Here is a 26,119-nt window from a genome sequence, read left to right on the forward strand (position 1 = left end):
GACAGCGAGTGAGTAAGGTTCGGGCAATTTTTCTGACAGTAAGGCGGGGGTGGAAACGCGGGCTCCGTTTTGTCGGTTGGCGCGCGGACAGCACCAGTCACCGGGAAAAAGCGATTTCAGCGCTGGGCACCACGGTGTCACTGTTGCTGGTTTACTGGACCACGCATCTGGGCTTCGGCGCCGAAGGCGCGCTCTGGGTGACCGGCTCGATGGGCGCCACTGCCATTCTGGTGTTTGCCATGCCGCATGGTGCGCTATCCCAGCCCTGGCCGGTAATTGGCGGCCATGTGCTATCGGCCACCTTTGCGATTGCCTGCATCCAGTGGTTGCCCAGCAATGCGGTCATGGCTGCTCTGGTGGTCGGTGGCAGCGTACTGCTGATGATGTACGCGCGCTGTCTGCACCCGCCCGGTGGCGCTACGGCGATGATTGTAGTGTTGGGCGGGCCGACGGTGGCAGACGCCGGTTATGGCTTCGTGCTTTACCCGATCCTGCTCGATTGCGTGATCATCGTTTGCGCTGCAATGTGCTTCAACAGCCTGTTTGAAAGCCGCCGTTATCCGCTGGCCCTGGTCCGGCACGAGGTGACGCGGGCGCCGGGTATCGCGCCGGAGGACTTCGAGCACGCGCTCAAGCAAATGAACTCCTTTATGGATATCCAGTTTGATGACCTGTTGCGGTTGGTCGAGCTGGCCAATGCCAATGCCCAGAGCAAGGGTGTGAGCGCTGAAGATCTGGCCGAGGGACGCTTTTACAGCAATGGGTTGCCTGGCGATAACTGGTCGGTGCGTGAAGTCATCCAGGTGGTAAATCGCCCCGGCCGAGCGGGGCGGGTGCGCTATCGCATCGTCAAGGGGCGCGGCGAAGGCGGCAATGGCATCTGCCGCGCCAGCGAGTTTTTGCGCTGGGCCCGTTACCGGGTTGAGGCTGACCCGGACAGTGAAGCCTGGCACCGGGTGCTGGCCTCATGATCAGGCGTGTCGAACCATAACAGTTACTGCTCTAACCGCTGCTTAGCTGTTGCTGTCGGCTTGTGCTGCCGCACTCTACAATAACGTCTTTCCCCTTTTTCTTTCCCGAGCTCCCTTCATGCATGTCGCTTCCGGTCGCTGGTTGTACGGATTTCTGTTGGCCTTGACCACCACCATACTATGGGGTGTGCTGCCGATCATGCTCAAGGAAGTGCTCAAGGTCATGGATCCCTACACCGTGACCTGGTATCGGCTGTTCAGCGCCGGCGTGGTGTTGTTCTGCTGGTTGGCCGCCAAGCGCCGGTTGCCGTCAATCAAGGCGCTGTCCCAGCGTAACCGGGGGTTGCTGCTGGTCGCCATTCTCGGACTGGCATTCAATTACGTGATGTATCTGATGGCACTGAATCGGCTCACGCCCGGCACCATGCAGCTGATCATTCAGGTCGCCCCCATCATGTTGATGCTGGGCAGCATGCTGGTGTTTCGCGAGCGCTTTGGCATTGGCCAGGTGATAGGTCTGGCAGTGCTGATCCCCGGCTTTGCGCTGTTCTTCAATCAGCGGCTGGTGGAGTTGCTGACGCAGATGAGCAGCTACACATTGGGTATTCTGATTGCTATCGCCTCGGCGTTCAGTTGGGCGCTCTACGGGCTGGCGCAGAAGCAGTTGCTGACTATCTGGTCGTCGGTCACCGTGATGATGGTGATCTATCTGGCCTGTGCGTTACTGCTCTGGCCGCTGGCTGCGCCTCTGGAAGTACTGCAACTAAGCAGTCTGCAGCGTTGGCTGTTGCTCGGCTGCTGTCTCAATACGCTGGTGGCCTATGGCGCCTTCGCCGAGGCACTGGCGCACTGGGAAGCCTCGCGGGTGAGCGCGACCGTGGCAACCACGCCGCTGTTTACCTTTTCGATGGTGGCATTGGGTTCGATGCTCTGGCCCAGCCTGATCGAGCCTGAGCTGCTCAATTCCCTGGCCTATCTCGGCGCGCTCATGGTGGTGTGTGGCTCGGCGCTGATTGCGCTGGCGCCGAGTCTGATTCAGAACCTGCGCAACCGCCGGCTGCGCAGACTGACTATCACGCCGCCACCTGCGCCCTGATCAGTGCTCGGCGCTATGGTCGCCGAGCATCAGCTCGGGCCGGACTGCAGCGTCGAAGCCGGCCTCATCCAGATAGCCCAGCGCCAACGCCGCCTGTTTCAGCGTCGTGCCTTCACCGTAGGCTTTCTTGGCGATGTCGGCGGCCTTGTCATAGCCGATCACCGGATTGAGTGCGGTGACCAGCATCAGGCTGTTGTCCAGATGCTCGCGCATGCGCGCAGGGTCGGGCTGCATACCCTCCACGCAGTGTTCACGGAAGCTGTCGCAGGCATCTGTCAGCAGGCGGATCGATTGCAACAGGGTGTGGATGATCACCGGCTTGAACACGTTGAGCTGCAACTGTCCGTTGCTGGCGGCAATGCTCAGGGTGGTGTCGTTGCCCATCACCTGGCAGGCCACCATGGACAGCGCTTCGCACTGTGTGGGGTTGACCTTGCCGGGCATGATCGAGCTGCCGGGCTCGTTGGCCGGCAACCGTACTTCGGCAAAGCCGGCGCGCGGGCCGCTGCCGAGCAGGCGCAGATCATTGGCCAGTTTCATCAGGGTGACTGCCAGCTGCTTGCAGGCGCCATGCAGTTGGACCAGCGGTTCGTGGCCGGCCAGAGCCGCAAACTTGTTATCGGCACTGGTGAAGGGCAGGCCGGTCAGCTCGGCGACCACTCGGGCAAATTCGCTGGCAAAGCGCGGCGGGGTGTTCAACCCGGTGCCCACAGCAGTACCTCCCTGGGCCAGCGCCAGCACGGCAGGCATGGCCTGTTCAACCGCACGCATGCCCATTTCCAGTTGCGCGACAAAAGCCGATAACTCCTGGCCAAAGGTGACCGGTGTCGCGTCCATCATGTGGGTGCGGCCGATCTTGATTAATTGCGCATGTCTCTCCACTTGCGCCTGCAGGGCATCGCGCAACGCGCACACCGCAGGCAGCAGGCGTTGGTGAGATTGCAAGGCCGCGGCGATGTGCATGGCGCTGGGAAAGGTATCGTTCGAGCTTTGCGATTGATTGACCTGATCGTTGGGGTGCACTGGCTGCTTGCCGCCCAGGGGTTTGCCAGCCAGCTCGTTGGCCCGATTGGCGATTACTTCATTGGCATTCATATTGCTCTGGGTGCCACTGCCGGTCTGCCAGACCGAAAGCGGGAAATGATCATCCAGCGCCCCGGATATCACCTCGTCAGCTGCGCGCTCGATCAAATTGGACAGTTCGGCATCCAGTTCTCCGAGCTCGCGGTTGGTGCGCGCGGCGGCTTTCTTGATCAGCCCCAGCGCATGCACCACCGGTAGCGGAATACGCTCCTCGCCAATGGCAAAATGCGCGAGCGAGCGCTGCGTCTGCGCGCCCCAGTAGCGATCGCTGGCCACTTCAATCGGTCCCATGCTGTCGGTTTCGGTGCGGGTGGGCATAGTGGTTTCCCTTGTCTGTACGGATGGATGGGCACCATGGCGGTGCCTGCCTTGAACCTGATGGTTGCAGCATAGCCGAGCCAGTGTGAACGGCACTGCCACCATAGCGCTTCGACTCTGGCTGGCACCATGGGTTCGTCCATGGCGCGGGCAGCTTTGCGCTACAATGACCACCCGATTTACCGGAGGTGATTATGGGCACTACTCAACAGGCGTTGGAACAGGCATTGCAGGCGCTGGCGCCGAGCCATATCGAGCTGGTCAATGAAAGCTACATGCACAGCGTACCACCGGGCTCGGAGTCGCACTTCAAGGCAGTACTGGTGAGCGAAGAGTTCAATGGTCTTAACGCGGTCAAACGTCATCAGGCGGTTTATCGTGCTCTGGGTCCGCTGATGCAGCAGATTCACGCCTTGGCGTTGCACACCTACACCGAACAGGAGTGGCAGGCTCGTCAGCAGGCGCCGGATTCACCAAATTGCCTGGGCGGTAGCAAGGCCGACCAGTAAGCTCGAGTTGTAAACCTGGCCGCGCAGCGGTTCTGTCCCGCGTCGCTCTTTGCTAGAATGCCGCCGCGCTAGGTAGGCCGCCCATTGGCCCGCTGGCATTAACGAAGAAGTGCGCCCTTTACGTGGGCGTCAACTGAATACCGAGGTAAGCATGTCTGCAATCGTTGTTGTGGCACTCTACAAGTTCGTCTCGCTGGAAGACTACCAGGCTCTGCGCCAACCCCTGCTCGATACCCTGATGGCCAATGGCGTCAAAGGTACGCTGTTGCTGGCGCGCGAAGGCATCAATGGCACCGTGGCCGGCCCGCGCGGTGGCATGGATGCGGTACTGGCGTGGCTGCGCAGCGACCCACGCCTGAGCGATCTCGATTACAAGGAATCGCTTTGTGACGAGATGCCGTTCTATCGCACCAAGGTCAAGCTGAAGAAAGAGATCGTTACTCTGGGTGTGGAGGGCGTATCGCCGACCAAGCGCGTCGGCACCTACGTCGAGCCGCAGGACTGGAACGCGCTGATCAGCGATCCGGAAGTGCTGTTGATCGATACCCGTAACGACTACGAGGTGTCCATCGGCAGTTTTGAAGGTGCCATCGACCCCAGGACCAAGACCTTCCGCGAGTTTCCCGATTACGTCAAAGCGCATTACGATCCGGCCAAACACAAGAAAGTCGCCATGTTCTGCACCGGCGGCATTCGTTGCGAAAAAGCCTCCAGCTACATGCTGGAAGAGGGTTTTGACGAGGTGTTTCATCTCAAGGGCGGCATTCTCAAGTATTTTGAAGAGGTTCCGGTTGAGCAGTCGCTGTGGAACGGCGAGTGCTTCGTGTTCGATAACCGTGTCACCGTGCGCCATGATCTGGCTCCCGGTTCCTTTGACCAATGCCACGCTTGCCGCCATCCGGTTTCCGCCGAAGATATGGCCTCGGTACTCTACGAGGAAGGCATCAGCTGCCCGCACTGCTATGACAGCCTGCCGGAAAAAACCCGGCAGCGCGCCATAGAGCGGCAGCGGCAGATTACGCTGGCCAAAGTGCGCAATCAGCCGCATCCTATCGGTCAGCCACAGCACCTGGCCTCACCTAACGCCAAGGTGGACTAATCCGACCCTTTTGCGAGGTAATCGATGAGCCAGCGCCTGATTTACGTGATGGATCCCATGTGTTCCTGGTGCTGGGGCTTTGCTCCGGTTATCGATGCCATCACTGCGGCGCACCCTCACTTGCCGCTGCATCTGGTCGCTGGCGGCCTGCGCGCCAATCATGGCGCGCCGCTGGATGAACATACCCGCAGCGTATTGGCCGAACACTGGCAGGCGGTGGCGCAGGACAGCGGTCAGCCGGTGGGTGATCCGCAGAATCTGCCGGCCACGTTCGTATACAACACCGAGCCGGTCTGTCGTGCATTGGTGGTAGCCCGCGAGCTGGATTCTGCCAGCGCCTGGAATTTCGTGCGGTCGCTGCAGCAGGCGTTCTATGTAGAAACCGAGGAAGTTACCCACGCGGCGGTGTTGATGCGGCTGGCCGAAGCGGCCGGTTACCCGGTAGCGGCTTTCAGTGAGTTGTTTGACCAGCAGGCGATGCATGAGGCTACGGTGGCCGACGTACGCTGGGTGGCAGATCTGGGCCTGGCCGGTCTGCCGATTCTGCTGGCTGAGCGCGATGGGCAACTGGCTTTGCTGGCTAACGGTTATCAGGCGGCGGAACAGGTATTGCCGTTATTGGCGCGCTGGGTTGCGGCGGGGGAGAAGCGTGGGGAGGTAACTGCCTGACGCAGATCTCGATTGCCGAGATCCGCGTCAGTCCGGGGTAGCTTACTTGCGCGGTGAAATCAGCGCTGGCTTCTGCTTCTCTTCCGGCGCGTGAAACAGCAGGAAGAGCTGCGTCAGCACGCCCGGGATGTGTTCCATCATATCCTCGACCATATCCTGATCTTCATCGATCTCAATGAATTCAGGCTGATCGGCAAACAGACCGGAGCCCACCATGACCGGCAACAGCAATTCGCTCACCAGCTCTTCGTCATTTTCGAACCAGGCTTCTTCACGCAGAAACACGCCTTCCATGAAGCCTATGCACCAACTGCGCAGGTCGGAATAATCCGGCTCGTCACCCAGGCTCAGCTCGCAGGGCAGCTCGAGGTCTTCATCACTGGCCAGTTCGCGGGCGATGCGTGACTTGAGCTCCTGCAGTGTGCCGACAATGTCAGCCTGCTGCTGCTCGTCGGCGTAGTTCGGCATCTCTGCGAACAGCTCGGCCAGCCATTCCTCGGCAGGAACGTCTTCCGGGCTGACCGACAGTGCGGCGAGATAGCCGCAGGCGGCCATGTAATCCAGCGCTTCATCGTGCAGGTCATCGGCGTCCAGGAATTGCTCTAGGCGCTGGAGTTGATCATTGAATGACATGGGACACCTCTCATTGGTTATGCCGGCATTTTACGCATGCCCCCGGACAATTGCCAAAGGCGTTATACTCGGCGGCCGATAAGGTGGTCCCGCCACTGGCCAAACCTGCAAAGGAGTCCCATGCGCGAGCAAGCCCTGCAACAACTGCGTGACGTTTTCGGCTACGGCGAATTCCGTGGTCAACAGGCCGATATCATCGACCAGGTCGCCACCGGTGGCGACGCGCTGGTGCTGATGCCTACCGGCGGTGGCAAGTCGCTGTGCTACCAGGTGCCGGGGTTGCTGCGGGCGGGCTTGACCGTGGTGGTCTCGCCGCTGATTGCCTTGATGGACGATCAGGTGGCCACGCTCAACGAGCTGGGGCTGCGCGCGGCGGCGCTCAATTCCACCCTGACCGATGACCAGCAGCGCGAGATTGCCCGCCAGATGCGCGCCGGTGAGCTGGAGTTTCTCTACATGGCGCCTGAGCGACTACTCAAGGCGCGCACCCTGAATTTTCTGCAATCGCTGGATATAGCGCTGTTCGCCATTGACGAGGCGCACTGCGTATCGCAGTGGGGGCATGATTTTCGTCCGGAATATCTGCAGTTGGGGCAGCTTGCCGAGTTGTTTCCCGGTGTGCCGCGCATGGCGCTCACCGCCACCGCCGATGAGCGGACCCAGGGCGAAATCGTCCAGCGGCTGAAGTTGGAGTCGGCGGCCTGTTTCATGTCCGGTTTTGATCGGCCGAATATTTTTTACCGCATCGTACCCAAGGACAAACCGCGCCAGCAGCTGCAGCAGTTTCTGCGCGGCCATCGCGGCAACGCCGGCATCGTTTACTGCCTGTCGCGCAAGAAGGTGGAAGACACCGCCGCCTGGCTCAGCGATCAGGGCTGGCCGGCGCTGCCGTATCACGCCGGCTTGCCGCCGGAGCTGCGCGCCACGCATCAGAAGCGCTTTCTCAATGAAGAAGGCTTGATCATGGTCGCCACCATTGCCTTTGGCATGGGCATCGACAAGTCGAACGTACGTTTCGTAGCGCACCTGGACTTGCCCAAGAGTATCGAAGCCTATTACCAGGAAACCGGCCGCGGCGGGCGCGACGGCCTGCCGGCGGACGCCTGGATGGCCTACGGCCTGCAAGACGTACTGATGCTCAACCAGATCATGGCCAATTCCGATGGCGACGAGCGTCACAAGCGCATCGAGCGGCACAAGCTGGATGCCATGCTGGCGCTGTGCGAGATGACCAGCTGCCGGCGCCAGGCCTTGCTGGGCTACTTTGGTGAGGAGCTGGCCCAACCCTGTGGCCACTGCGACAACTGCCAGGAGCCGGTCGAAACCTGGGATGGCAGCGAGCCGGCGCGTATGGCGCTGTCTACCGTCTACCGCAGCGGCCAGCGCTATGGCGTCGGCCATCTGGTGGATATTCTGCTGGGGCGTGATAACGAGAAGATCCGTACCGCTGGCCATCAGCATCTGTCGACCTACGGCATTGGCAAATCGCTGGCAGAAACCGAGTGGCGCTCGGTATTCCGGCAGTTGATCGCCCGCGCGCTGGTCGAGATCGATCTTGATGGATTTGGCAGCCTGCGCCTGTCAGACAGCTGCCGGCCGTTATTGCGGGGCGAAGAAACCTTGCTGCTGCGCAAGGACATCACGCGCAGCAGCGCACCGGTGGGCAGAACCGGCAACAAGGCGGTCATCGCCGACGCCGACCGCGAGCTGTGGGAGGCGTTGCGCGCCAAGCGCAAACAGCTGGCTGATGCGCACGGCGTGCCGCCCTACGTGATTTTCCCCGACAGTACCCTGGTCGATATGCTGCGCCAGCGCCCAACCAGTCTGCAGGATATGGGTCTGGTCAGCGGCATCGGCTCGCACAAACTGGAGCGCTATGGCGCCGATTTTTTGCAGGTATTGCACAGCAGCGATTCGGCCGTGGCGGCAGTTGAGCAGGATGACAAGGCGCAGGGGCATGAAATCAATGCGCTGGTACTGTCAGGTATGAGCGCAGAGCAGGTGGCAGTGCAGGTTGGCAAGCCACTGCGCCAGGTCTACGGCCAATTGGCGCAGGCTATTGCTACCGGTGATCTGACGCTGGAGCAGGCAATCGATATAGGCCCGGTCCAGCTGGAACGTATCCAGGATGCCTTCCTCAACCACGATGGCGAAGACCTGCCAGGCGTGCGCACCGTTGCCAAGGATCTGGATGAAGCGGTGGAGGAGGGTGTGCTGCACTGTATCCGCGCCGCGCTGGTCGCCGAAATCAGCGGCTAAGCTGTCTGCAGCTTGCATCTCTGCTCGTCGGCCGAGGGTTTTTTTGCAGGGAGCGCTCGCATCGTCACGTAGCGTTGCTGCTGGCCCAACCCCAGCGTTCGCCAGGGAAGGGCGAGTTTCATCTCGTCCAGCAGCGCAAGCTGCCCTACAGTCGGCCAGGATAACCTCCGACTGTTCAGAGTGGCGCGAACGGCACCCAGTGACATGGGCTGCCTTAGAACGTCTGGCCGAGCTTCATATACAGCGCTTCCTGGCCTTCTTCGTTGGCGCCCAGACCAAAGAACAGTGGCCCCAGGAAGGTATCCATCCCCAGCAGCAGACTGCCTGCAGCAAAGTAGCCGGTGTCAAATTCATCATCGCCGCGGTTGTAAACCCGGCCGTACTCCAGACTGGTGCCCAGATACAACGGCAGGCTCAGCAGGTCAAAGTAGCTGGGGTTGAGTCGGCGATAATAGACCACGCGCCCCAGCTCATAATTCTGCCCAGCCAGACCGTCCTGCCGGAAACCGGAGAACCAGCCCGGGCCGCCTAGGATGAAACTGCTTTGCGCCACGTTTACATCGCTTTCGGTGCGGCCCATGAAGGCACCTAGCTGCATGCTGTTGAGGCCTATGCCAAAGGCCTTGTTGACCTTGATCTCCAGTTGCTGGTAACGATCATCGGCACCCAGATCCGGCTCGGACTGACGCCAGGCAATCTGCGCTTCCTCGCCGGAACGCGGGAAGTTGACGTTATCCAGTGTGTCGCGGTTGAACTCTACGCCGTAGAAGGCTTCTTCGAAGCTGATGCTGGGCAGGTTGGGGTCGCCCACGCGCACCTTCGACTCACCCCAGTAGCGTGAAAAGCCAAAGCGCACTTCGCCGGTATTGGCAATCTGTCTGCCCAGGTTGATGCCGGTGCCGTAGCGCTGCTGACGATAGTCCACTACAGGTTCATCATCCTGCAGAACCTCTACGTTCACGGCCTCGCCATCGATGAAAGGCGCAATGAAGTAGCGCGAACCGTAGTCCAGCGGTTGGTAAAACTCGGAGTAGAGGATCTGATGAGAGCCGATCTGCGCGCGGGTCAGCCATTCTGCGCCTAGCGGGTTCAGGCCATTGACCCGGAAGCTGGCGCCTATGTTGTACTGACTGCCACCCTCAAAATCGTCGACCAGATTAAGACCCAGGCGTAAGTAGTCGGTGCCGGTACGTCGTCCTGCGGTGTGGATCAGCAGGGTGTTGCGACCGTCTTCGTGCACCACCTCATAGGTAACCCGGCTGAAATAATCGGTGCCGTAGATGGTGCCCATATCGGTCTGCAAACGCTCCAGGTTCAGCGGCTCGCCAACCGGCTGGCGAATCATGCCGAGCACCACTTCATCGGCTACCTTGCCGCTGTTGTCGACCTCGATGGCGTCGATAACCGCCTGGCGTTGTGGCCGGGCACTGGCCAGGTTGCCACCGGTAGTTTGCGCGGCCGGATTGACGAACGATAGTGCCTGATGCGACGCACGCAGGGCGGTCGCACCCGCGTCTATGGCTTCGGCAATCTGTTCAAAGCTGTTGAAGCCCATGTCGCCCAGCTGCGGTTGCAGCAGCAGATCGTGCTGGCTCAACGTAGCCAGTTGTTTTTCGGAATTCACACGGGTTAGCAAGGTGGTGGTCTGGTCCATGATGTCGAGCACGCTATTCAGCTCGCCCGCACTCTTCAGCGGCGTACCGATATCCACCACTATGACGCGGTCTACTCCCATCGCGCGCGCTACATCGATAGGCAAGTTCTTGGACAATACGCCATCTACCAGCAAGCGACCCTCCACTTCGACCGGCGCGAAGAAACCGGGGAGCGCTAGGCTGGCGCGGATTGCCAGCGGCAGATGCCCATGATCAAAGATGACTGCTTCGCCGGTGGCGATATCAGTGGCCACCGCGCGAAACGGAATGGGCAGCTTATCGAAATCGTCAATCTCATTGGTGTGCACCAGCAGGCTTTCAAGCTGCAGACCCAGGTTTTGCCCCTGCAGCAGCCCAAGGGGAAAGCTCAGCTTGCCGTGATCAAAGCTCAATCGCTGCTTGACCAGAAAATCGCGGTCGTCCTGCTTGCGCCGAAAGGGTATGTCTTCGCGCAGCGGCGCGTCGGCCAGGGCATTCTGCCAGTCGAGCTCCACGGCTATTTTTTCCAGCTCTTCGGCGCTGTAGCCTGCTGCGTACAAACCGCCGATAACCGCGCCCATGCTGGTACCGGCGATGGCGTCGATGGGAATATTCATTTCTTCCAGCTGCTTCAACACGCCGATATGCGCCAGCCCGCGGGCTCCTCCCCCCGAAAGCACCAGGCCAGTGCGCAAGGGTTCGGCACAGCTCCAGCCGGAGAGGGTAAGCAACAGCAGCAATAAAGCCCGTTTCAACATGCTTGGCTTCCAGACAACAGAGGATGTTGGGAAAAGCCGACATTGTATACGAAGGGCAGTGATTGTGCGGCCACGGCGTCGCTGCCTTTGGCTGTCATTCAGTTTACATCGGGTTGTCACAAAGGGTTCACCTCGCCTGCGTAGCCTGACAGCATCTTCCAAAGGAGATGGGCGCATGAACACAGCAGTGTCGTTGCCAATAGAGAAAAAACAGCGGGTGAAAACCTTGTGGATCTCGGACCTGCACCTGGGCACCCGGGGCTGTCAGGCAGAAAAGCTCGCTACCTTCCTCAAATCCTACGATTGCGACCATCTTTATCTGGTTGGCGATATCATCGATGGCTGGCGTCTGCGCAAGGGAATCTACTGGCCCCAGGCGCATACCAACGTGGTGCGTCGGGTGCTGACCATGAGCAAGCGCGGCACGCGGGTCACCTACGCTACCGGCAACCACGATGAGTTTCTGCGCCGATATTCGACGCTGCAGCTGGGTAATATCGAGCTGGTGGATGAGGCGGTCCATACCACTGCCGACGGGCGCAAACTGCTGGTCATCCACGGTGACCAGTTCGATGTGATTACTCGCTGCCACCGCTGGCTGGCCTTCCTGGGCGATCACGCCTATGAGTTCAGCCTGGTACTCAACCGTTGGTACAACCACTGGCGTAGCCGTTTCGGTTACGGCTACTGGTCATTGTCGGCCTACCTCAAGCAGCGAGTGAAGAAAGCGGTCAACTTCATCAGTGACTTTGAAGACGGCATTGCCCATGAGTGCGTCAAGCGTGGTTACGATGGCGTGGTCTGCGGGCATATACATCACGCCGAGATACGCGACGTCAATGGCATCGAATACCACAATTGCGGCGATTGGGTAGAGTCCTGTACCGCGCTGATCGAGCACCCCGACGGACGTATCGAGCTTTACCGCTGGGATGATGCTGCAGCGCCAGTGCTGGCTGGCGAAGTGACCGAGCTGGGAAATCGCGTCGCGGCCTGAGCGCCCAAGCCATCGCAAAAAGCAGTGCTGATATCGCCTATGACACCGGTTTCCCCTGGGATGGATGAGTCCTATGTTTGCAGCTCTTCGATGTGAGAAGGTCAGCCGCAGAGGGAGGGATCCGAGCTCGCGCAAGGCGGTAATTGAACCCAGGCACCGGCGCTTGGGGGGCCTAGACGATGACCTTGTCCTTCAGCTTGCGCGCCGCCTGTTCCAGCGCCTGGACTATGGCGTCCTTGTCGTAGTTACGAATGCTGTTGGTATCCAGGTACATGGAGAAACCCGACAGCTCGTGCTCGACAAAGGTCGGCGCAATGCCCAGCTCGCGGCGCAGGCCTACAACCTGATAGATCTGTACCGGACGAGCAAAGCCCTTGACGCTGATCTGGCCCTTGTCACGGCACATGATGATGTCCTTGATCAGCGAGTAGGTCTCGTGGGAAATGAGAATCTCACCGGCGTCAGCGGCGCTCTCGAGTCGGCTGGCCAGGTTCACCTCGCGGCCGATGATGGTGTAGTCCATGCGTGTGGCGGCGCCAAAATTACCCACGGTGCAGTAACCGGTACTCAGCCCCATGCGAATTTCCAGCGGCTTGGTGATGCCGCGGCTGCGCCATTGCTGGCGCAGCACCTTCATGTGTTTGCGCATGGCGATGGCCATTGAGACGGCTGCCTCTGCATCCTGTTTGGCGCCGCTGCTCTTGGGATCGCCAAAAAACACCATGACGCAGTCGCCGATGAACTTGTCGATTGTGCCGCCGTACTGCAGGGCGATGCGCGACATTTCCGTCAGATAGCTGTTCAACAGATCGGTCAGGGCTTCGGCTTCCAGCTCCTCCGCCAGCTCGGTGAAGCCGCGGATGTCGGAGAAGAAGACCGTCAGTTTCTTGCGCCGGGTTTCCAGCTTGACGGTACGTTTGCCGGAAAAAATCGATTCCCATACCTGGGGGGAAAGATACTTGGACAGGTTGGCAGCCATCTTGGCGGTCTTTTCCTGCTCGGCACTGATCAACGCCTGCGCCGACTCCAAGTTACGCCCCTGGCGATGCACAAAGGCAGCGGTAATCAGAATGAACAGCCCGCCGCTGGTCAGGCTGGTAACCGACACCAGCACCGAGCTGAGCAGATTCACCTCGGGGGTGAAGGCCGCTGCGCCCAGAAGGGTGCCGGCGAGCGTCAGCAGCCAGCCGACCAACAGGTAAAGTGGCCCGCCCGCAATCAGGCAGGAGAAACCGATAAGCAGGATGAACACCAGGCTGGGTACATAATTGAAGCCCAGCAACGCGACAAAGACACCGGTATGCACGGCGTCGAGCGCCAATAAAATCAGCCGACGCGGGACCTGCTTGTTGTTCAGCAGCCACTGCGGCAAATGTTGCGCCAGTTGCGGGTAGGCCAGGGCATAAAGGATGGTGCTCAGAGCCGTGACCGTATGACCGTTTTCCACCAGCAGGGCAGCGAAGGTCACGGCAACGCACAGGTAGGCTATTACCCTGGAATAGTAACCTTCCAATGGCGGTCTGACGGGTTTGATACGGCTTTGTACGGTCATGATCGGTCAGTTTCCAGAGCCCTGGGGAGATGCGATGCTGGCGAACGCCAGTCAGATCATCTCGCTGACCGATCATAATATGACTAGGCGTCCGGGGGAAACACCCAAGGCGACCCGCCCGGCGGCCCGACAAACAGCCTCAATCCATGTTTTTGTAGACCGAGCGGCGCGGTTTGGCGAATACGTTGCGCAGCATGGGCTCGAAAAACGCCAGCGGCTCGGTTTGATAATCCGCATCGAAGGCCGGCGCGTCGTACTTGGCGCAGAATTCGGCGGTATGTTGATACAGCGGGTGATCCTTGAACTGGTCGCGCAGGTGACGATCCATGCCCAGATGATGGAAGAAGTAGTAACCCTGGAAAATGCCGTGTTTTTCGACCATCCACAGGTTTTCTTCGCTGACGAAGGGCTTCAGGATCGCCGCGGCCACATCCGGATGATTGTAGCTGCCCAGGGTGTCGCCAATGTCGTGCAGCAGCGCGCAGACGACGTATTCTTCATCACGACCATCGCGATGGGCGCGAGTGGCGGTTTGCAGCGAGTGCTGCAGACGATCGATCGGAAAGCCGCCGAAATCGCCGTCAAGCAGCATCAGGTGGGCCATGATGCGATCTGGCAGTTCCTTGGCGAAAGGCCGGTAGTGATCGGCAATGATGCCCCAATCTTCTGCGGTGCCTTCCTGCATGGCGCGAAACTGGGCACGTTGCTCACCCATGGCTGATCTCCTCTTGTGCTGTTGTATGTTTTTATCAGGCTGTGCATGCATCTTAGTGTGCGCTGCAGCCTTTGACTGTCGCATTGCTGACAGTCAACCCAGCGAGAGGTGGCGAACTCAGAAGCGGATGCGCCCGGTCAGTGCGTCACGCAGCATTACCCAATCGCCCGCCAGGCTGTAAAAGGGGTAAGTAAAGGTGGCTGGCTTGTTGTGTTCAAAAAAGAAATGGCCAACCCAGGCGAAACCGTAACCGGCCAGCGGCACGGCCAGCAGCCACCACCAGCTCTGACTGAGCAGGGCGCAGGCGATGATCAGCAGTACCAGTGAGCTGCCGATGTAGTGTAGCCGGCGACAGCTGTCGTCTTGATGTTCGCTCAGATAGTAGGGGTAGAACTCGCTGAAGCTGTTGAACCGGGGCACTGTCGTATCCTGGGTATGATCAGACATGGGGCCTCCTGAAAATGCGCAAATAGGGGGTGATGCTGCAAGCGCCCGCAGCCGTGGTGCCTCATGGGCCGCTTTTTTCACTATAGTTGATGGCCATTATTCGACCATGGCTTGGCGCGCCAGAATACTATCTGCATGCTGCGATTTTATCTTGGTAGCCACTTTGTTCTATGATCTGACCCCCAATAACAACGGTTGCGCTACCAACTGGTGTGCCGTCTCGACAACAGGTTCAAGCTACGGTCGGGTGTTTGCTGCCCAGCCAGAGTACTGCGCAAGGCAAAGGCGGAGCACTGGGCGCCACCCTTGTGCCACCTCGCGCCAAATGGCGCAGCGCTCTTGAATGGACTTATTGAGACGGGACCTCAGACAACCCTGCTGCGAGATATCATGGAGCACGCTGAAAGGACTACCTCTGCTGGCTGGGCCAGGGCCATAGTACTGGCGCTTGATGGCGAAGGCGTTGATGCTGCCGAGCTGTTTGCTGAACTGGGTGTGGATGAGGCAGTGCTGGCTGATCCCGATGGGCGCATTGCGCAGGACCAGATGACGCGTCTTTGGCGCCGTGCGGTGGAGATTACCGGCGATCCGGCCATCGGTCTGAGCATGGCGCAAACGCTGCGGCCAGGGCATTTCAGCGTGGTGGGCTATGCGATGATGTCCAGCCGCACACTGCTGGAGGGTTTTGGCCGGGTAATTCGCTATCAACGGATTCTTGCCGAAGCCGCGGATCTGGCATTGAACGTTGGGCCCGACTACTACCGCATCACCTTTGCCATTCACGGCGACCGCCTGCCTGCCCCACTGCAAAGCCACGATGCCGCGATGGCCTATGCTCTGGCGTTCTGCCGCTGGATGACCGCACGCCATATACGACCCTTGAAGGCGACCTTCGCCATGCCGGCGCCCACAGACCCGGGTCCTTATGCCGAGCTTTTCGATTGTCCTCTGTCCTTCGGCGCAGATACCCACAGCCTTCATCTATCACGTGAGGTAATGGAGATGCCACTGGCCTCGGCCAACGACATGCTGGCGCAGTTGCATGATCGTTTTGCCGGTGATTACCTGGCGCGCTTCGAGGCAGATCCGGTTACCCACCAGGCGCGGCAGGTATTGTGTCGCCTGTTGCCACAGGGCGAGCCCAAGCGCCAGGCGGTGGCCAACGCGATGAAGGTCAGTACCCGCACCTTGCAGCGGCGCCTGCAGGAAGAAGGCATCAGTTTCCAGCAACTGCTGGAAAAAACCCGACGGGAACTGGCATTGCAATACCTGGGTCAACCGCAGCTCACGCTGTTTGAAATCGCCTGCATGCTTGGTTTTGCCGACCCCAGCAACTTCTTTCGCGCCTTCAAACGCTGGTTTGGTCTGCCGCCGGGTCAGTATCGTGAGCAGGTTCTGCAGAGTGAGCAGCAAAGCACCTCGGAGGAGTAGTATCCATGGACGCGCTCAGCGCCTTGCATCATCGAGTATCAGTGCCGCGCCTGACTGGCCCCGCGCCTACGGCGGAGCAGCAGCAGGCAATGTTTCAGGCAGCCCTGCGGGCGCCCGATCACGCCTATTTGCGGCCCTGGCGTTTTCTTGTCATGCAGGATGATGGGCTGGAAGCCTTGGGCGAGCTCTTCGGTCGTGCCGCGCTGGCCGATACGCCAGACCTGTCAGCTGACACCCTGGCGCGCTTTCAGGGCTTGCCGTTGCGGGCGCCCCTGCTGATTGTGGCCATCAGTTGCCATCAGGAGCACCCCAAGGTGCCCCTGATCGAGCAGGACCTGGCCTGTGGCGTGGCGGTTGGCAATATGCTGGTCGCGGCTCATGCGATGGGCTTGGGCGCGGTATGGCGCACCGGTGCGCTGGCCTATCATCCGCTGGTGAAGCGGGGTCTGGGGCTGTCCGACAGCGAGCAGATCATCGCGTTTCTCTATGTGGGCCAACCTGCGGGTGAACGCAAACAGGTACCGCAACTGGCAGCCGAGAACTTCTTTCAGCGCTGGCCCGCTTAGCGCAGGGGCAGTTTTACCATTGCTCGCAGGCCGCCGCCGTCGCCGCAGGTGAAACTCAGTTTGCCGTTGTGCCTGGCTATGGCGCGGGCTGCGATGGTCAGGCCAAGGCCGTATCCAGTATCTGCTGGCTGTCCCGGCAGACGCACGAAGGGTTCGCTGAGCTTGGCCAGCCACTCCGGCGGGACCCCGGGGCCCTGGTCCTCGATACTGATCTCCCAGTAATTGCCCACCTGCCGTACGATCAGGTCGATCTTGCCTGCTTCCGGGCTGAAACGCTGCGCGTTGCGCAGCAGATTGTCAAAGGCACTGGCCAGTTGGTCCGGCCAGCCTTCAAGCTGCAAATGACTGCTGCCATCCAGGTTTATATCAAGGTCAGGTGCGGCGAACTGCGCATCTTCTACCACCTGCAGTAACAGCGGATCGAGCGCAAAGGTCTGGGCGGGTTCGGCCTGGCTGTCGAGTCGGCTGAGCGTCAGAATGGCATCAATCAGGCGATCCAGGCGGTCACATTCGTGGTCCAGGCGTTGCCAGAGGCTCACGTCACTGGCCAGCTCGCGCTGACCGGCCAGTGCCAGGCCCACGCGTAATCGCGCCAGCGGTGAGCGCAGTTCGTGCGAAATATCGCGCATCAGCTGCTGCTGGCTGTCGAGCAGGCTTTGTACCTGTTCGGCCATCTGGCCAAACTGGCGGGACAGTTCGCCAATCTCGTCGCGGCGCTGATTGATGGGGCGTAACGCACTGCCCTCAAAGCGCCCGCGTCCCAGAGATTGCGCTGCCGCCCCCAGGTGTCGCAGTGGCGCGGTCAGATAGCGGCTGAGCAGCAGGCTGAGCAGGGCCAGAACGCCCATTCCCAGGGCAATATTGAGTACAAAGCCCACCGGCGTGCGCTGTTCGCCAGGATCGGCTATGTGGACAGTCAGCAGATAGTCCTGCAGTTCTGTTTGCCAACTCAGCTGCAATAACCTCCCGCGCGGGGGCGGGGTATTGCGTCGTTCGGAGGGGTTGGGAGGTGAGGTAAAACGCGGCGGCCCCGGCATGGTGCCGGGCACCAGGCTATGACCTTCGGCGTCAAAAAGCTGGGCGCGCAGGCGATGTTCACGCCGCTGCTGCTCAAGCCATACCTGGGCTGCGAGGGCGCCGTGCTGTTCGTATTCACTGGTCAGCTGCGCGGCAAAATCGCGCAGCTGTGGATGCAATTGCAGCAGCAACCAATCCTGCTGCAGAGCGCGGCTGACCAGAAAGCCTGACCCCCCCACCAGCAATGTGGCAAGCCAGAGGACGGCAAAGACTTTCCAGAACAGTCGCATTCAGTGGCTCCGCTTGAATTATTCCGCGGCGTCGCGGGGTGCCTTGTCGCATGGGCGATCATCGTGATGCCTGCGGCCATTTTCCATGCGCTCGCGACGCTCTTCATGCAGAGTCTGCATCTTTTCACGCTGCTCGGCGGTCAGGACCTCATCAAAGCGAGCCTTGCCTTGTTCGCGCAGGGTTTTCATCTGTGCGCGCTGTTCTTCGCGAATCTGATCGATCTGCTCTTGCTGCTCGGCGGTCAGAGACAGCTCCTTGGCCATGCGTTCCATGCCGCGAGCGGGGCGATCGGCTGCATCAGGGGCGGCAAAGAGCGCGCCGGACAGGCCGGTTGCGATGATCAGGGTAGTGGCGAGTAGGATCTTTTTCATGGTGATTCTCCGGTTTCGATCTGGCCGGCTTATCCGGTCATTGGCTACAGAGTCTAGAGATAGCTATGTCAGCGGTAGCCGTGACTGGGTAAAGATTATGTAAAGAAGCGGCGGCGAACGAAGCGGCAACTGACCCTAGGGGCTGAACAGGTAACCCCGCCCGCGGATCGACTGAATACGCGGATGGCCTTCCGGGTGCGGGCCGAGTTTACGGCGCAGATTGCTGATATGCATGTCGAGGCTGCGATCATAGCTGCCCAGCGCCTTGCCCAGCGCAATACGCGAGAGCGTCTGGCGATCGACCAGTTGTCCTGGTTGCTCCATGAGTGTGCGTAGAATCAGCGTCTCGCTATGGGTCAACTGCAAGGGTTTGTCGTCCAGCCAACTGAGCAGGCTGTCGCAATCCAGCCGCAGGCTACCCACCTGCAACTGGTTGTTGTCGGGGCTGCCGGGTTGGCTGCGGCGCAGCAGGGCCTTGAGGCGGGCTACCAGCTCACGCGGGTCGCAAGGCTTGGCCAGATAGTCGTCTGCGCCCAGTTCCAGGCCCAGAATGCGATCGACCGGCTCACCCCGTGCGCTCAGCATCAGCAGGGGTGTCTGGCAGCTCTGGCGCAATTGTTTGAGAATTTCCAGGCCGTTCATACCCGGTAGCATGACGTCCAGGATGATGGCGGCAAAATCACCCTGGGTCGCGGCGGTCAGGCCACTGGGGCCATCGTGTGCGGCGCTCAGAACAAAGCCTTCGACCGCCAGCCAGTCGCCAAGCAGCTCACAGAGCTCCTGGTCATCATCGATGATCAGGACGGGATAGGGCTTCAGTTCAGCCATTCGTTGCGCTTGCGTCGGCCGGCTTTAGCCAGCATGAAACCCAGTAGCAGGCTCACGGCCACGGTAAGGCCGCCAACCAGGAACCAGCGCTGACGCTGTTGCACCAGCAGGGTCTGCGCGCTGATGCGCTCGGCCTGATTACTGCTACGCAGTTGCTGGTTTTCTTCCTGCAACTGGCGAAAGGATTCGCTCTCGGCACTCCCGGCCAATTGATCCGCCAGACGCTGGCGCTCAGCCTCGACCTTGGCCAGTTCGGCTTGCAGGGTGCCCAGGTCCTGTTGCTGGTTGAGGTCGTCGGGAAGGGTGGCGAGCACGGCGTCGCTGGTGGCGGCCGCGGGTTGCTCAGTGCTTTGCTGGGCGACTGCGGGAGCCGCAGCCATTGCTGTACTGAGCAGCAGGGCCGAAGCGGCGAGACATCTGAACATGAAGAGCATCCTTGGGTTAAGCCGGGAAAACACGCTTGAAGGGTTTTACCTTGACCTGCTGATAAACGCCAGCAGCGATGTAAGGGTCGGCATCGGCCCAGACCTGCGCCGCTTCCAGCGACGCAAATTCGGCGACAACCAGGCTGCCGCTAAAGCCGGCATCGCCGGGATCGGCCGCGTCAATGGCTGGATGTGGGCCCGCCAGCAACAGGCGGCCAGCATCCTGCAGGGTTTGCAGGCGAGCGAGGTGATCGGGACGGGCGGCCAGGCGGGCGCTCAGGCTGTCGGGCTTGTCGGTAGCCATGATGGCGTAAAACATTGCACTTCCTTGGAACTGAGGTTGTCTGCAGGGCGTCGGCATGCTGCAATCGATAGCCAACGGGTGGCCGAGGAGCGGCCCGCAGCATTGCCGTTTAGGTATTGGGCAGGCTTAGCCAGCATAATAGGCGAAACACGCGCTATGGCGTCAAGCGCCGCACGGCAAGGAGATTCATTTGTTAGCTGATCTGCACATGCATAGTACCGCCTCAGATGGTGCACTGGACCCCGCCGAGTTGATGCGGCGGGCCAGCGCGGCCGGAGTCGAGTTGATTGCACTGACCGATCACGATTGTATTGATGGTCTGGCTGCCGCGGCAGACACTGCCGAGTCGCTGGGTATGCGCTGGGTCAGTGGCGTAGAGATGTCGGCGCAGTGGCACGGCCATACGCTGCATATTCTGGGGTACGGTTTCGATCTCGCTAACTCGGTAATGCTGCAGGCACTGGCCGGGGTGCGCGATGGCCGCTGGCAGCGGGCCGAACAGATTGGCAAACGTCTGGCTGCCAAGCGTATGCCGGGTGCCTATGAGGGTGCGGTTGCGGCGCAGCAGGCCGCTGGCGGCGCGCAGGATCAGCCACCGGGGCGACCGCATTTTGCCGACTGGATGGTCGCTGCCGGGCATGTCAGTGACCGTGGCGAGGCTTTTCGCAAGTGGTTGGGGGCCGGCAAGCTGGGGGATATCAAACAGCACTGGCCGACGCTGCCGGAGGTGGTGCAGCAGATTCGCGCTGCCGGCGGCATGGCGGTGGTAGCGCACCCCTGGCACTACGGTCTGACGCGCAGCAAACTGCGCGCCCTGTTGCGCGAGTTTGCCGAAGCGGGCGGTCGCGGCATAGAAGTGGCCAACGGCAAGCAGCCGGTGGATCAGGTCGCCTACCTCGGCAAACTATGCGTCGAGTTCGGCTTTCTGGCCAGCTGCGGCAGTGACTTTCACACGCCTGACTCACCCTGGACTGGCCTGGGCAAGATGACGGCGCTGCCGCCCGACTGTCAGCCGGTGTGGGAGGATCGCGTGTTCAGCAGCTAGACTGATCCTTGTAGACAATGACGCGATCACGCGCAGTTTCATCCAACAGAACAGAGTAGCCGTAACCCATGAGTCAGTATTTTCACCTGCACCCCACCAACCCTCAGGCGCGTCTGGTACGTCAGGCCGCCGACATCATCCTGCAGGGCGGGGTGGTGGCTTATCCGACCGACTCGGCCTACGCGCTGGGTTGCCGGCTGGGTAACAAGGAAGGCCTGGAGCGCATTCGACGACTGCGCCAGCTCGACGACAAGCACAACTTCACCCTGGTCTGCCGCGATCTGTCCGAGTTGGCGGTCTATGCCAAGGTAGACAACAGCATGTTTCGCCTGCTCAAGGCCAACACGCCAGGCGCCTATACCTTTATCCTCAACGCCACGACCGAGGTGCCGCGCCTGATGCTGCATCCCAAGCGGCGCACCGTGGGGCTGCGCATTCCCGATCACCAGATCACCCTGGATCTGCTGGAAGCACTGGGTGAACCGCTGATGAGCGTGACCCTGATGTTGCCCAGCGATAATCTGCCGCTGACTGATCCTGAACGCATTCGCGATCTGCTGGGTAAACAGCTGGATCTGATCATCGACGGCGGCGCATGTACAATCGAGCCCACCACAGTAATCAGCCTGCTCAATGGCGAGGTGGATGTGATGCGCGAAGGCCTGGGCGATCCCGAACCTTTCGGCGTCTCGCGCCGCGAGCTGCACGAAGGCTGAGCGCGAACGCTGACGCGGCCGGCAATATCGGTATAATCGCCCACTGGTCACACATCACAGCCATATCACTGTCAGGAGTTCCCCTTGAGTTCTGTTGATTCGCAGCGCCGGGTTTTGTCAGGCATGCGCCCCACCGGGCGTTTGCATCTGGGTCATTATCACGGCGTGCTGAAAAATTGGGTCAAGCTGCAGCACGAGTTCGAATGCTTCTTCTTCGCCGCCGACTGGCACGCGCTGACCACCCACTACGAGAATCCGCAGGACATCGAACAGAGCGTCTGGGACATGTTGATCGACTGGCTGGCCGCCGGCGTCAGTGGTAATTCGTCCACCCTGTTTATCCAGTCGCAGGTGCCCGAGCATGCCGAGTTGCACCTGTTGCTGTCGATGATGACCCCGGTCAGTTGGTTGGAGCGTGTACCCACCTACAAGGATCAGCAGGAAAAGCTCAAGGACAGAGACCTCGCCACTTATGGCTTTCTCGGCTATCCGCTGCTGCAAAGTGCCGACATCCTGATTTACCGTGCCGGCCAGGTACCGGTTGGTGCCGACCAGGTGGCGCACGTCGAAATCACCCGCGAAGTGGCCCGCCGCTTCAACCATCTGTACGGCAAGGAGCCGGGCTTTGAAGAAAAGGCCGAGGCCGCCGTGCACAAGATGGGCAAGAAGGCCGCCAAGCTCTACAACAACCTGCGCAAGGCGTATCAGGAGCAGGGCGACGCCGATGCGCTGGAAACCGCGCGGGCGCTGCTGAAAGAACAACAGAACATTACCCTGGGCGACAAGGAGCGGTTGTTCGGTTATCTGGAAGGCGGCGGCAAGGTGATCCTGCCCGAGCCCCAGGCGCTGCTGACGCCGGACTCCAAGATGCCGGGCCTGGACGGCCAGAAGATGTCCAAGTCTTACGGCAACACCATTACTCTGCGCGACACCACTGATGAAGTGTCGGAGAAGGTTCGCCGCATGCCGACCGACCCGGCCCGCGTACGCCGTACCGATCCCGGCAATCCCGACAAGTGCCCGGTGTATCAGCTGCATCAGGTGTATACCGATAAAGCCACCCACGATTGGGTACAGGAAGGCTGCCGCAGCGCCGGCATTGGTTGTATCGACTGCAAGAAGCCCATTATCGATGCCATCAGCAGCGAGCTGGCGCCCATGCAGCAGCGTGCGCGCGAATATGAAGCCAATCCCGATGCGGTCCGCCTGATTCTCAATGAAGGTACCGAGCGAGCCCGCGAAGCGGCGCGCGACACCCTGATCGAAGTGCGCCAGGCCATGGGCCTGCACTACCGGCAATGATGCATGGCTGACCAGCCGCAGGACGCAGCGGTCGGCCCAGAGGCTGAATCCGCCATTCGCCCCGCCAAACCCCTGGCGCTGGGTGGCGGCGGCCAGCAGGAACTGCCCTTTGCCATGGTCTACGGGCAGAAATACACGGAGATGCCCCAGGACCTTTACATTCCGCCCGAAGCGCTCGAGGTCTTTCTCGAAGCCTTTGAAGGTCCGCTTGACCTGTTGCTTTACCTTATTCGCAAACAGAACATCGATATTCTGGATATCCCGGTCGCGGAAATTACCCGCCAGTACATGGGCTATGTCGAGTTGATGAAGGTGGTGCGGCTGGAGCTGGCTGCCGAGTATCTGGTGATGGCCGCCATGCTGGCCGAGATCAAATCCCGCCTGCTGTTGCCGCGCCCCGAGCTCGCCGAGGACGAAGAGCACGACCCGCGTGCCGAGCTGATTCGCCGTCTGCAGGAATACGAGCGGTTCAAGAAAGCCGCCGAGGATATCGACAGTCTCTCGCGTGAGGGTCGCGATTATCAGCTGGCCCAGGCCGAGGTGCCGGAATACCCCTCGCGCAAACCGCATCCGGAAGTGGATATGCAAGAAATGCTGCTGGCGCTATCGGAAGTGCTGCGCCGGGCCGACATGTTCGAGAGCCATCAGGTGACGCGCGAGGCATTGTCGACCCGCGAGCGCATGGCCCAGGTGCTGGACCAGTTGCGCGCCGGCCATTTTGTCCCCTTCGTCAGTCTGTTCAGCGTCAGTGAGGGCAAGCTGGGCGTGGTAGTAACCTTCATGGCGGTGCTTGAATTGGTCAAGGAACAGCTGGTTGATCTGGTGCAGAGCGAAGCCTATGCACCTATTCACATCAAGGCGAGAGGTGAGGATGAGTCAACCACTGATTGAATACATTCTCGAGGCCGCGCTGCTGGCGGCCGGCAAGCCGCTGTCGCTGGACCGGATGCGCGAGCTGTTTGACGAATGCCAGCAGCCGGGCAATGAGGACTTGCGCAAGGCCCTGGGCAAGCTCGACAAGCACTACGCCAAACGCGCCATTCAATTGCAGGAAGTCGCCAGTGGCTGGCGCTTTCAGGTGCGTGAAGACTACACCCCCTGGGTCAGCCGGCTATGGGAAGAGCGTCCGCAGCGTTACTCGCGCGCGTTGCTGGAAACCCTGGCGCTGGTTGCCTATCGCCAGCCCATTACGCGGGGCGAAATCGAAGATATTCGCGGTGTGGCGGTCAGCAGCCAGACGGTAAAAACCTTGCTTGAGCGCGAATGGGTGCGGGTAGTGGGGCACCGTGACGTACCTGGCCGCCCGGCCATGTACGCCACCACGCGGCAATTTCTGGACTACTTCAATTTGCGCAGCCTGAATGAGCTGCCGCCGCTGGCCGCCATTCGGCAGCTGGATGATCTGGAGCCGCAGCTGTCGCTGCATGACGAAGGCGTAGACGCGGCAGACGACGAGCAAACGCCCTGGATGCCGGTCGAGCCGCTCAAACCGCTCGAGCCGGGGCAGGGCGAGAGTGGCTTCCATCATCTGCTGGATGAACTTAACGCGATGGAAGCCAACCTCAAGAGTGATTTTGATGACATGCCGGTTTCGGACATGCCGGTCTCGGACATGCCGGTGCGTTCCGCGGATCGGGACCCAGACGACGAAGACGATACTTCGGACGAGTGAGCTGGCTGGCGCCGCCTGCGGGTGCTATTCTGCGCGGCCTTGAGCTTTAATAATTGTTATTCCCTACACCGGGAGGTGCCCCTATGACTGATGTAACCGAATCCCCCTCCATTCCCGCCGCTGGCGAAAAACTGCAGAAAGTCCTTGCCCGTATGGGCTTGGGTTCGCGTCGCGAGGTCGAAGGCTGGATTTCTGCCGGTCGCGTCAGCGTCAATGGCAACGTAGCCGAGCTGGGTTGCCGGGTCGATAGTCTGGATCAGATCAGCGTTGATGGTCGCCCCCTCAAGCGTGACCTCAACACTGAAGTGGTGCGCCGCGTCATGCTCTACAACAAGCCTGAAGGTGAAGTCTGTACCCGTGATGATCCGGAAGGGCGCCCGACCGTATTCGACCGCCTGCCGCGCCTGAAGCAGGGCCGCTGGATCAATGTAGGCCGGCTGGATATCAACACCACAGGCCTGCTGCTGTTCACCACCGATGGCGAACTGGCCAATCGCCTGATGCACCCCTCCTATCAGATGGACCGTGAATACGCGGTGCGGGTGATGGGCGAGGTAGAAGACGAAATGATCGAACGCCTGAAAGAGGGTGTGATGCTCGATGATGGCCCGGCCAAGTTCACCGACGTGGTTGCCTCCGGTGGCGAAGGCATCAACCGCTGGTTCCACGTCTGCCTGCTGGAAGGGCGTAACCGCGAAGTGCGCCGCCTTTGGGAATCCCAGGGTTTGCGCGTCAACCGCCTCAAGCGCGTGCGTTTCGGGCCGGTATTCCTCGGCCCGGAGCTGCCGGTTGGCCGCTGGCGCGAACTGAAGCAGAACGAACTTGATGCCCTGAGTCAGGAAGTCGGCCTGGAGCCCATAGCGCTGCCGGCCATGAAGACCAGCGAGAAAGAGCGGCAAAAGCGTCTGGCGCGCAAGCCTTCCATGCATCAGGCACGCCAGCCACGACGCACCAAGGTGCCCAAGGGCCGTTAAGCCATTGGTTAGAGTTAGATACCCGCTGCTGGTTTTCACGCAACGGCAGGGCCTGTAACAGGCCCTGCCGTTGTGTTTTGTGAACCCCGCATTTGGCACTGAATGGCAACTTCTTGCGCAGCGCTTCTGTCTTTCACCGCCTCCCAGACTCCCACAGCCCAGCCAATCCGCGGCCCGCAGCCCAGTGCGCAAAAACCTGCACAGTGGTGCGCAACAATTTGCGCAACTTTCCGTGACCGATGTCACACAAGGCTGTCTCGGTCTTTTCTCCTTCTTTCTAACTGACTGACTTTATTGGAATTTTTTATATTGGCACAGCTCTTGGTTGTTATTGGCCAGCCGGATCCTCCGGCAACCCTATTTCAAGCAAGGAGAGCAGCATGCCAACACCCGCGTATCTGACCATCGAAGGCACCAAACAGGGCCTGATCACCGCC

The 26,119-nt window shown here is 60.4% G+C and carries 25 protein-coding genes and 1 pseudogene; 15 read left to right on the plus strand and 11 right to left on the minus strand.

The genetic code is table 11. The annotated features are described in order from the left end of the window. Positions 1-8 precede the first annotated feature (8 nt). Together V7756_RS06270 and V7756_RS06275 are read left to right on the plus strand one after the other, a co-directional pair. A complete protein-coding gene (locus V7756_RS06270) occupies positions 9-971 on the plus strand; it encodes an HPP family protein (protein WP_442908961.1) in 963 nt (320 codons plus the stop codon). A gap of 118 nt (positions 972-1,089) precedes the next feature. Then, positions 1,090-2,067: a DMT family transporter gene (locus V7756_RS06275; RefSeq protein WP_335609285.1), complete on the plus strand. Its 978-nt coding sequence runs from the start codon at positions 1,090-1,092 to the stop codon at positions 2,065-2,067. Here V7756_RS06275 and fumC read toward each other — a convergent pair whose 3' ends face one another. Continuing rightward, the gene (fumC, locus tag V7756_RS06280) at positions 2,068-3,468 is read right to left on the minus strand and encodes a class II fumarate hydratase (RefSeq protein ID WP_335609286.1); all 1,401 of its coding nucleotides are present in this window, start codon (positions 3,466-3,468) and stop codon (positions 2,068-2,070) included. A 194-nt stretch (positions 3,469-3,662) separates the two neighbouring features. Here fumC and V7756_RS06285 point away from each other — a divergent pair, with 194 nt between their 5' ends. The 3 genes from V7756_RS06285 to V7756_RS06295 all read left to right on the plus strand — a co-directional run bounded on the left by V7756_RS06285 (position 3,663) and on the right by V7756_RS06295 (position 5,745). Beyond that, positions 3,663-3,977 carry a BolA family protein gene (locus V7756_RS06285; protein ID WP_335609287.1) on the plus strand — a complete coding sequence of 105 codons (315 nt, stop codon included), beginning with the start codon at positions 3,663-3,665 and terminating at the stop codon, positions 3,975-3,977. A gap of 151 nt (positions 3,978-4,128) precedes the next feature. Continuing rightward, a complete protein-coding gene (gene trhO / locus V7756_RS06290; protein WP_335609288.1) occupies positions 4,129-5,076 on the plus strand; it encodes an oxygen-dependent tRNA uridine(34) hydroxylase TrhO in 948 nt (315 codons plus the stop codon). 24 nt (positions 5,077-5,100) lie between these two features. After that, the gene (locus V7756_RS06295) at positions 5,101-5,745 is read left to right on the plus strand and encodes a DsbA family protein (RefSeq protein ID WP_335609289.1); all 645 of its coding nucleotides are present in this window, start codon (positions 5,101-5,103) and stop codon (positions 5,743-5,745) included. A 42-nt stretch (positions 5,746-5,787) separates the two neighbouring features. Here V7756_RS06295 and V7756_RS06300 read toward each other — a convergent pair whose 3' ends face one another. Continuing rightward, complete coding sequence (locus V7756_RS06300) at positions 5,788-6,378, minus strand: YecA/YgfB family protein (RefSeq protein ID WP_335609290.1); 591 nt, start codon at positions 6,376-6,378, stop codon at positions 5,788-5,790. Positions 6,379-6,498: 120 nt separating this feature from the next. Here V7756_RS06300 and recQ point away from each other — a divergent pair, with 120 nt between their 5' ends. Beyond that, the gene (recQ, locus tag V7756_RS06305) at positions 6,499-8,637 is read left to right on the plus strand and encodes a DNA helicase RecQ (protein WP_335609291.1); all 2,139 of its coding nucleotides are present in this window, start codon (positions 6,499-6,501) and stop codon (positions 8,635-8,637) included. A 214-nt stretch (positions 8,638-8,851) separates the two neighbouring features. On the opposite strand, the gene V7756_RS06310 is transcribed toward recQ, so the two are convergent. Next, positions 8,852-11,029 carry a patatin-like phospholipase family protein gene (locus V7756_RS06310; RefSeq protein WP_335609292.1) on the minus strand — a complete coding sequence of 726 codons (2,178 nt, stop codon included), beginning with the start codon at positions 11,027-11,029 and terminating at the stop codon, positions 8,852-8,854. A 175-nt stretch (positions 11,030-11,204) separates the two neighbouring features. Here V7756_RS06310 and V7756_RS06315 point away from each other — a divergent pair, with 175 nt between their 5' ends. Beyond that, positions 11,205-12,026: a UDP-2,3-diacylglucosamine diphosphatase gene (locus V7756_RS06315; protein WP_335609293.1), complete on the plus strand. Its 822-nt coding sequence runs from the start codon at positions 11,205-11,207 to the stop codon at positions 12,024-12,026. Between the two features lie 172 nt (positions 12,027-12,198). Here V7756_RS06315 and V7756_RS06320 read toward each other — a convergent pair whose 3' ends face one another. From V7756_RS06320 to V7756_RS06330, 3 genes are all read right to left on the minus strand, one after another. Next, complete coding sequence (locus V7756_RS06320; protein WP_335609294.1) at positions 12,199-13,578, minus strand: adenylate/guanylate cyclase domain-containing protein; 1,380 nt, start codon at positions 13,576-13,578, stop codon at positions 12,199-12,201. 139 nt (positions 13,579-13,717) lie between these two features. Beyond that, a complete protein-coding gene (locus V7756_RS06325) occupies positions 13,718-14,293 on the minus strand; it encodes an HD domain-containing protein (RefSeq protein ID WP_335609295.1) in 576 nt (191 codons plus the stop codon). Between the two features lie 117 nt (positions 14,294-14,410). Next, positions 14,411-14,740: a DUF962 domain-containing protein gene (locus tag V7756_RS06330; protein ID WP_335609296.1), complete on the minus strand. Its 330-nt coding sequence runs from the start codon at positions 14,738-14,740 to the stop codon at positions 14,411-14,413. A 390-nt stretch (positions 14,741-15,130) separates the two neighbouring features. Between V7756_RS06330 and V7756_RS06335 the strand changes: the two genes are divergently transcribed. Together V7756_RS06335 and V7756_RS06340 are read left to right on the plus strand one after the other, a co-directional pair. After that, positions 15,131-16,171 carry an AraC family transcriptional regulator gene (locus V7756_RS06335; RefSeq protein ID WP_335609297.1) on the plus strand — a complete coding sequence of 347 codons (1,041 nt, stop codon included), beginning with the start codon at positions 15,131-15,133 and terminating at the stop codon, positions 16,169-16,171. Between the two features lie 5 nt (positions 16,172-16,176). Further along, positions 16,177-16,737 carry a nitroreductase family protein gene (locus V7756_RS06340; protein ID WP_335609298.1) on the plus strand — a complete coding sequence of 187 codons (561 nt, stop codon included), beginning with the start codon at positions 16,177-16,179 and terminating at the stop codon, positions 16,735-16,737. Here the strand turns inward: V7756_RS06340 and V7756_RS06345 are convergent. The 5 genes from V7756_RS06345 to V7756_RS06365 all read right to left on the minus strand — a co-directional run bounded on the left by V7756_RS06345 (position 16,734) and on the right by V7756_RS06365 (position 19,988). Then, positions 16,734-18,044: a HAMP domain-containing sensor histidine kinase gene (locus V7756_RS06345; protein ID WP_335609299.1), complete on the minus strand. Its 1,311-nt coding sequence runs from the start codon at positions 18,042-18,044 to the stop codon at positions 16,734-16,736. The genes V7756_RS06340 and V7756_RS06345 overlap by 4 nt on opposite strands. A gap of 18 nt (positions 18,045-18,062) precedes the next feature. Next, positions 18,063-18,416: a Spy/CpxP family protein refolding chaperone gene (locus tag V7756_RS06350; RefSeq protein ID WP_335609300.1), complete on the minus strand. Its 354-nt coding sequence runs from the start codon at positions 18,414-18,416 to the stop codon at positions 18,063-18,065. A 135-nt stretch (positions 18,417-18,551) separates the two neighbouring features. Then, the gene (locus V7756_RS06355) at positions 18,552-19,244 is read right to left on the minus strand and encodes a response regulator transcription factor (RefSeq protein WP_335609301.1); all 693 of its coding nucleotides are present in this window, start codon (positions 19,242-19,244) and stop codon (positions 18,552-18,554) included. After that, on the minus strand, positions 19,232-19,669 hold the full coding sequence (locus tag V7756_RS06360) for a hypothetical protein (protein WP_335609302.1): 438 nt from the start codon (positions 19,667-19,669) through the stop codon (positions 19,232-19,234). The genes V7756_RS06355 and V7756_RS06360 overlap by 13 nt, the downstream gene beginning before the upstream one ends. A 16-nt stretch (positions 19,670-19,685) precedes the next feature. After that, on the minus strand, positions 19,686-19,988 hold the full coding sequence (locus V7756_RS06365; RefSeq protein ID WP_335609303.1) for a YciI family protein: 303 nt from the start codon (positions 19,986-19,988) through the stop codon (positions 19,686-19,688). A 175-nt stretch (positions 19,989-20,163) separates the two neighbouring features. On the opposite strand from V7756_RS06365, the gene V7756_RS06370 reads away from it, so the two are divergent. The 6 genes and pseudogenes from V7756_RS06370 to rluB form a co-directional block, all read left to right on the plus strand. After that, the gene (locus tag V7756_RS06370; RefSeq protein WP_335609304.1) at positions 20,164-21,018 is read left to right on the plus strand and encodes a PHP domain-containing protein; all 855 of its coding nucleotides are present in this window, start codon (positions 20,164-20,166) and stop codon (positions 21,016-21,018) included. A 68-nt stretch (positions 21,019-21,086) separates the two neighbouring features. Beyond that, positions 21,087-21,734 carry an L-threonylcarbamoyladenylate synthase gene (locus tag V7756_RS06375; protein WP_335609305.1) on the plus strand — a complete coding sequence of 216 codons (648 nt, stop codon included), beginning with the start codon at positions 21,087-21,089 and terminating at the stop codon, positions 21,732-21,734. An 84-nt stretch (positions 21,735-21,818) separates the two neighbouring features. Beyond that, a complete protein-coding gene (locus tag V7756_RS06380; protein ID WP_335609306.1) occupies positions 21,819-23,036 on the plus strand; it encodes a tryptophan--tRNA ligase in 1,218 nt (405 codons plus the stop codon). A 54-nt stretch (positions 23,037-23,090) separates the two neighbouring features. After that, complete coding sequence (locus V7756_RS06385) at positions 23,091-23,927, plus strand: segregation and condensation protein A (RefSeq protein WP_442908965.1); 837 nt, start codon at positions 23,091-23,093, stop codon at positions 23,925-23,927. After that, on the plus strand, positions 23,902-24,708 hold the full coding sequence (gene scpB, locus V7756_RS06390; RefSeq protein ID WP_442908962.1) for an SMC-Scp complex subunit ScpB: 807 nt from the start codon (positions 23,902-23,904) through the stop codon (positions 24,706-24,708). The genes V7756_RS06385 and scpB overlap by 26 nt, the downstream gene beginning before the upstream one ends. A gap of 83 nt (positions 24,709-24,791) precedes the next feature. After that, positions 24,792-25,655 (plus strand): annotated as a pseudogene (gene rluB / locus V7756_RS06395) (23S rRNA pseudouridine(2605) synthase RluB); the annotation flags it as partial. Positions 25,656-26,119 lie beyond the last annotated feature (464 nt).

Origin of the sequence: Halopseudomonas sp. (assembly GCF_036961105.1) — a bacterium.
Lineage (GTDB): Bacteria > Pseudomonadota > Gammaproteobacteria > Pseudomonadales > Pseudomonadaceae > Halopseudomonas.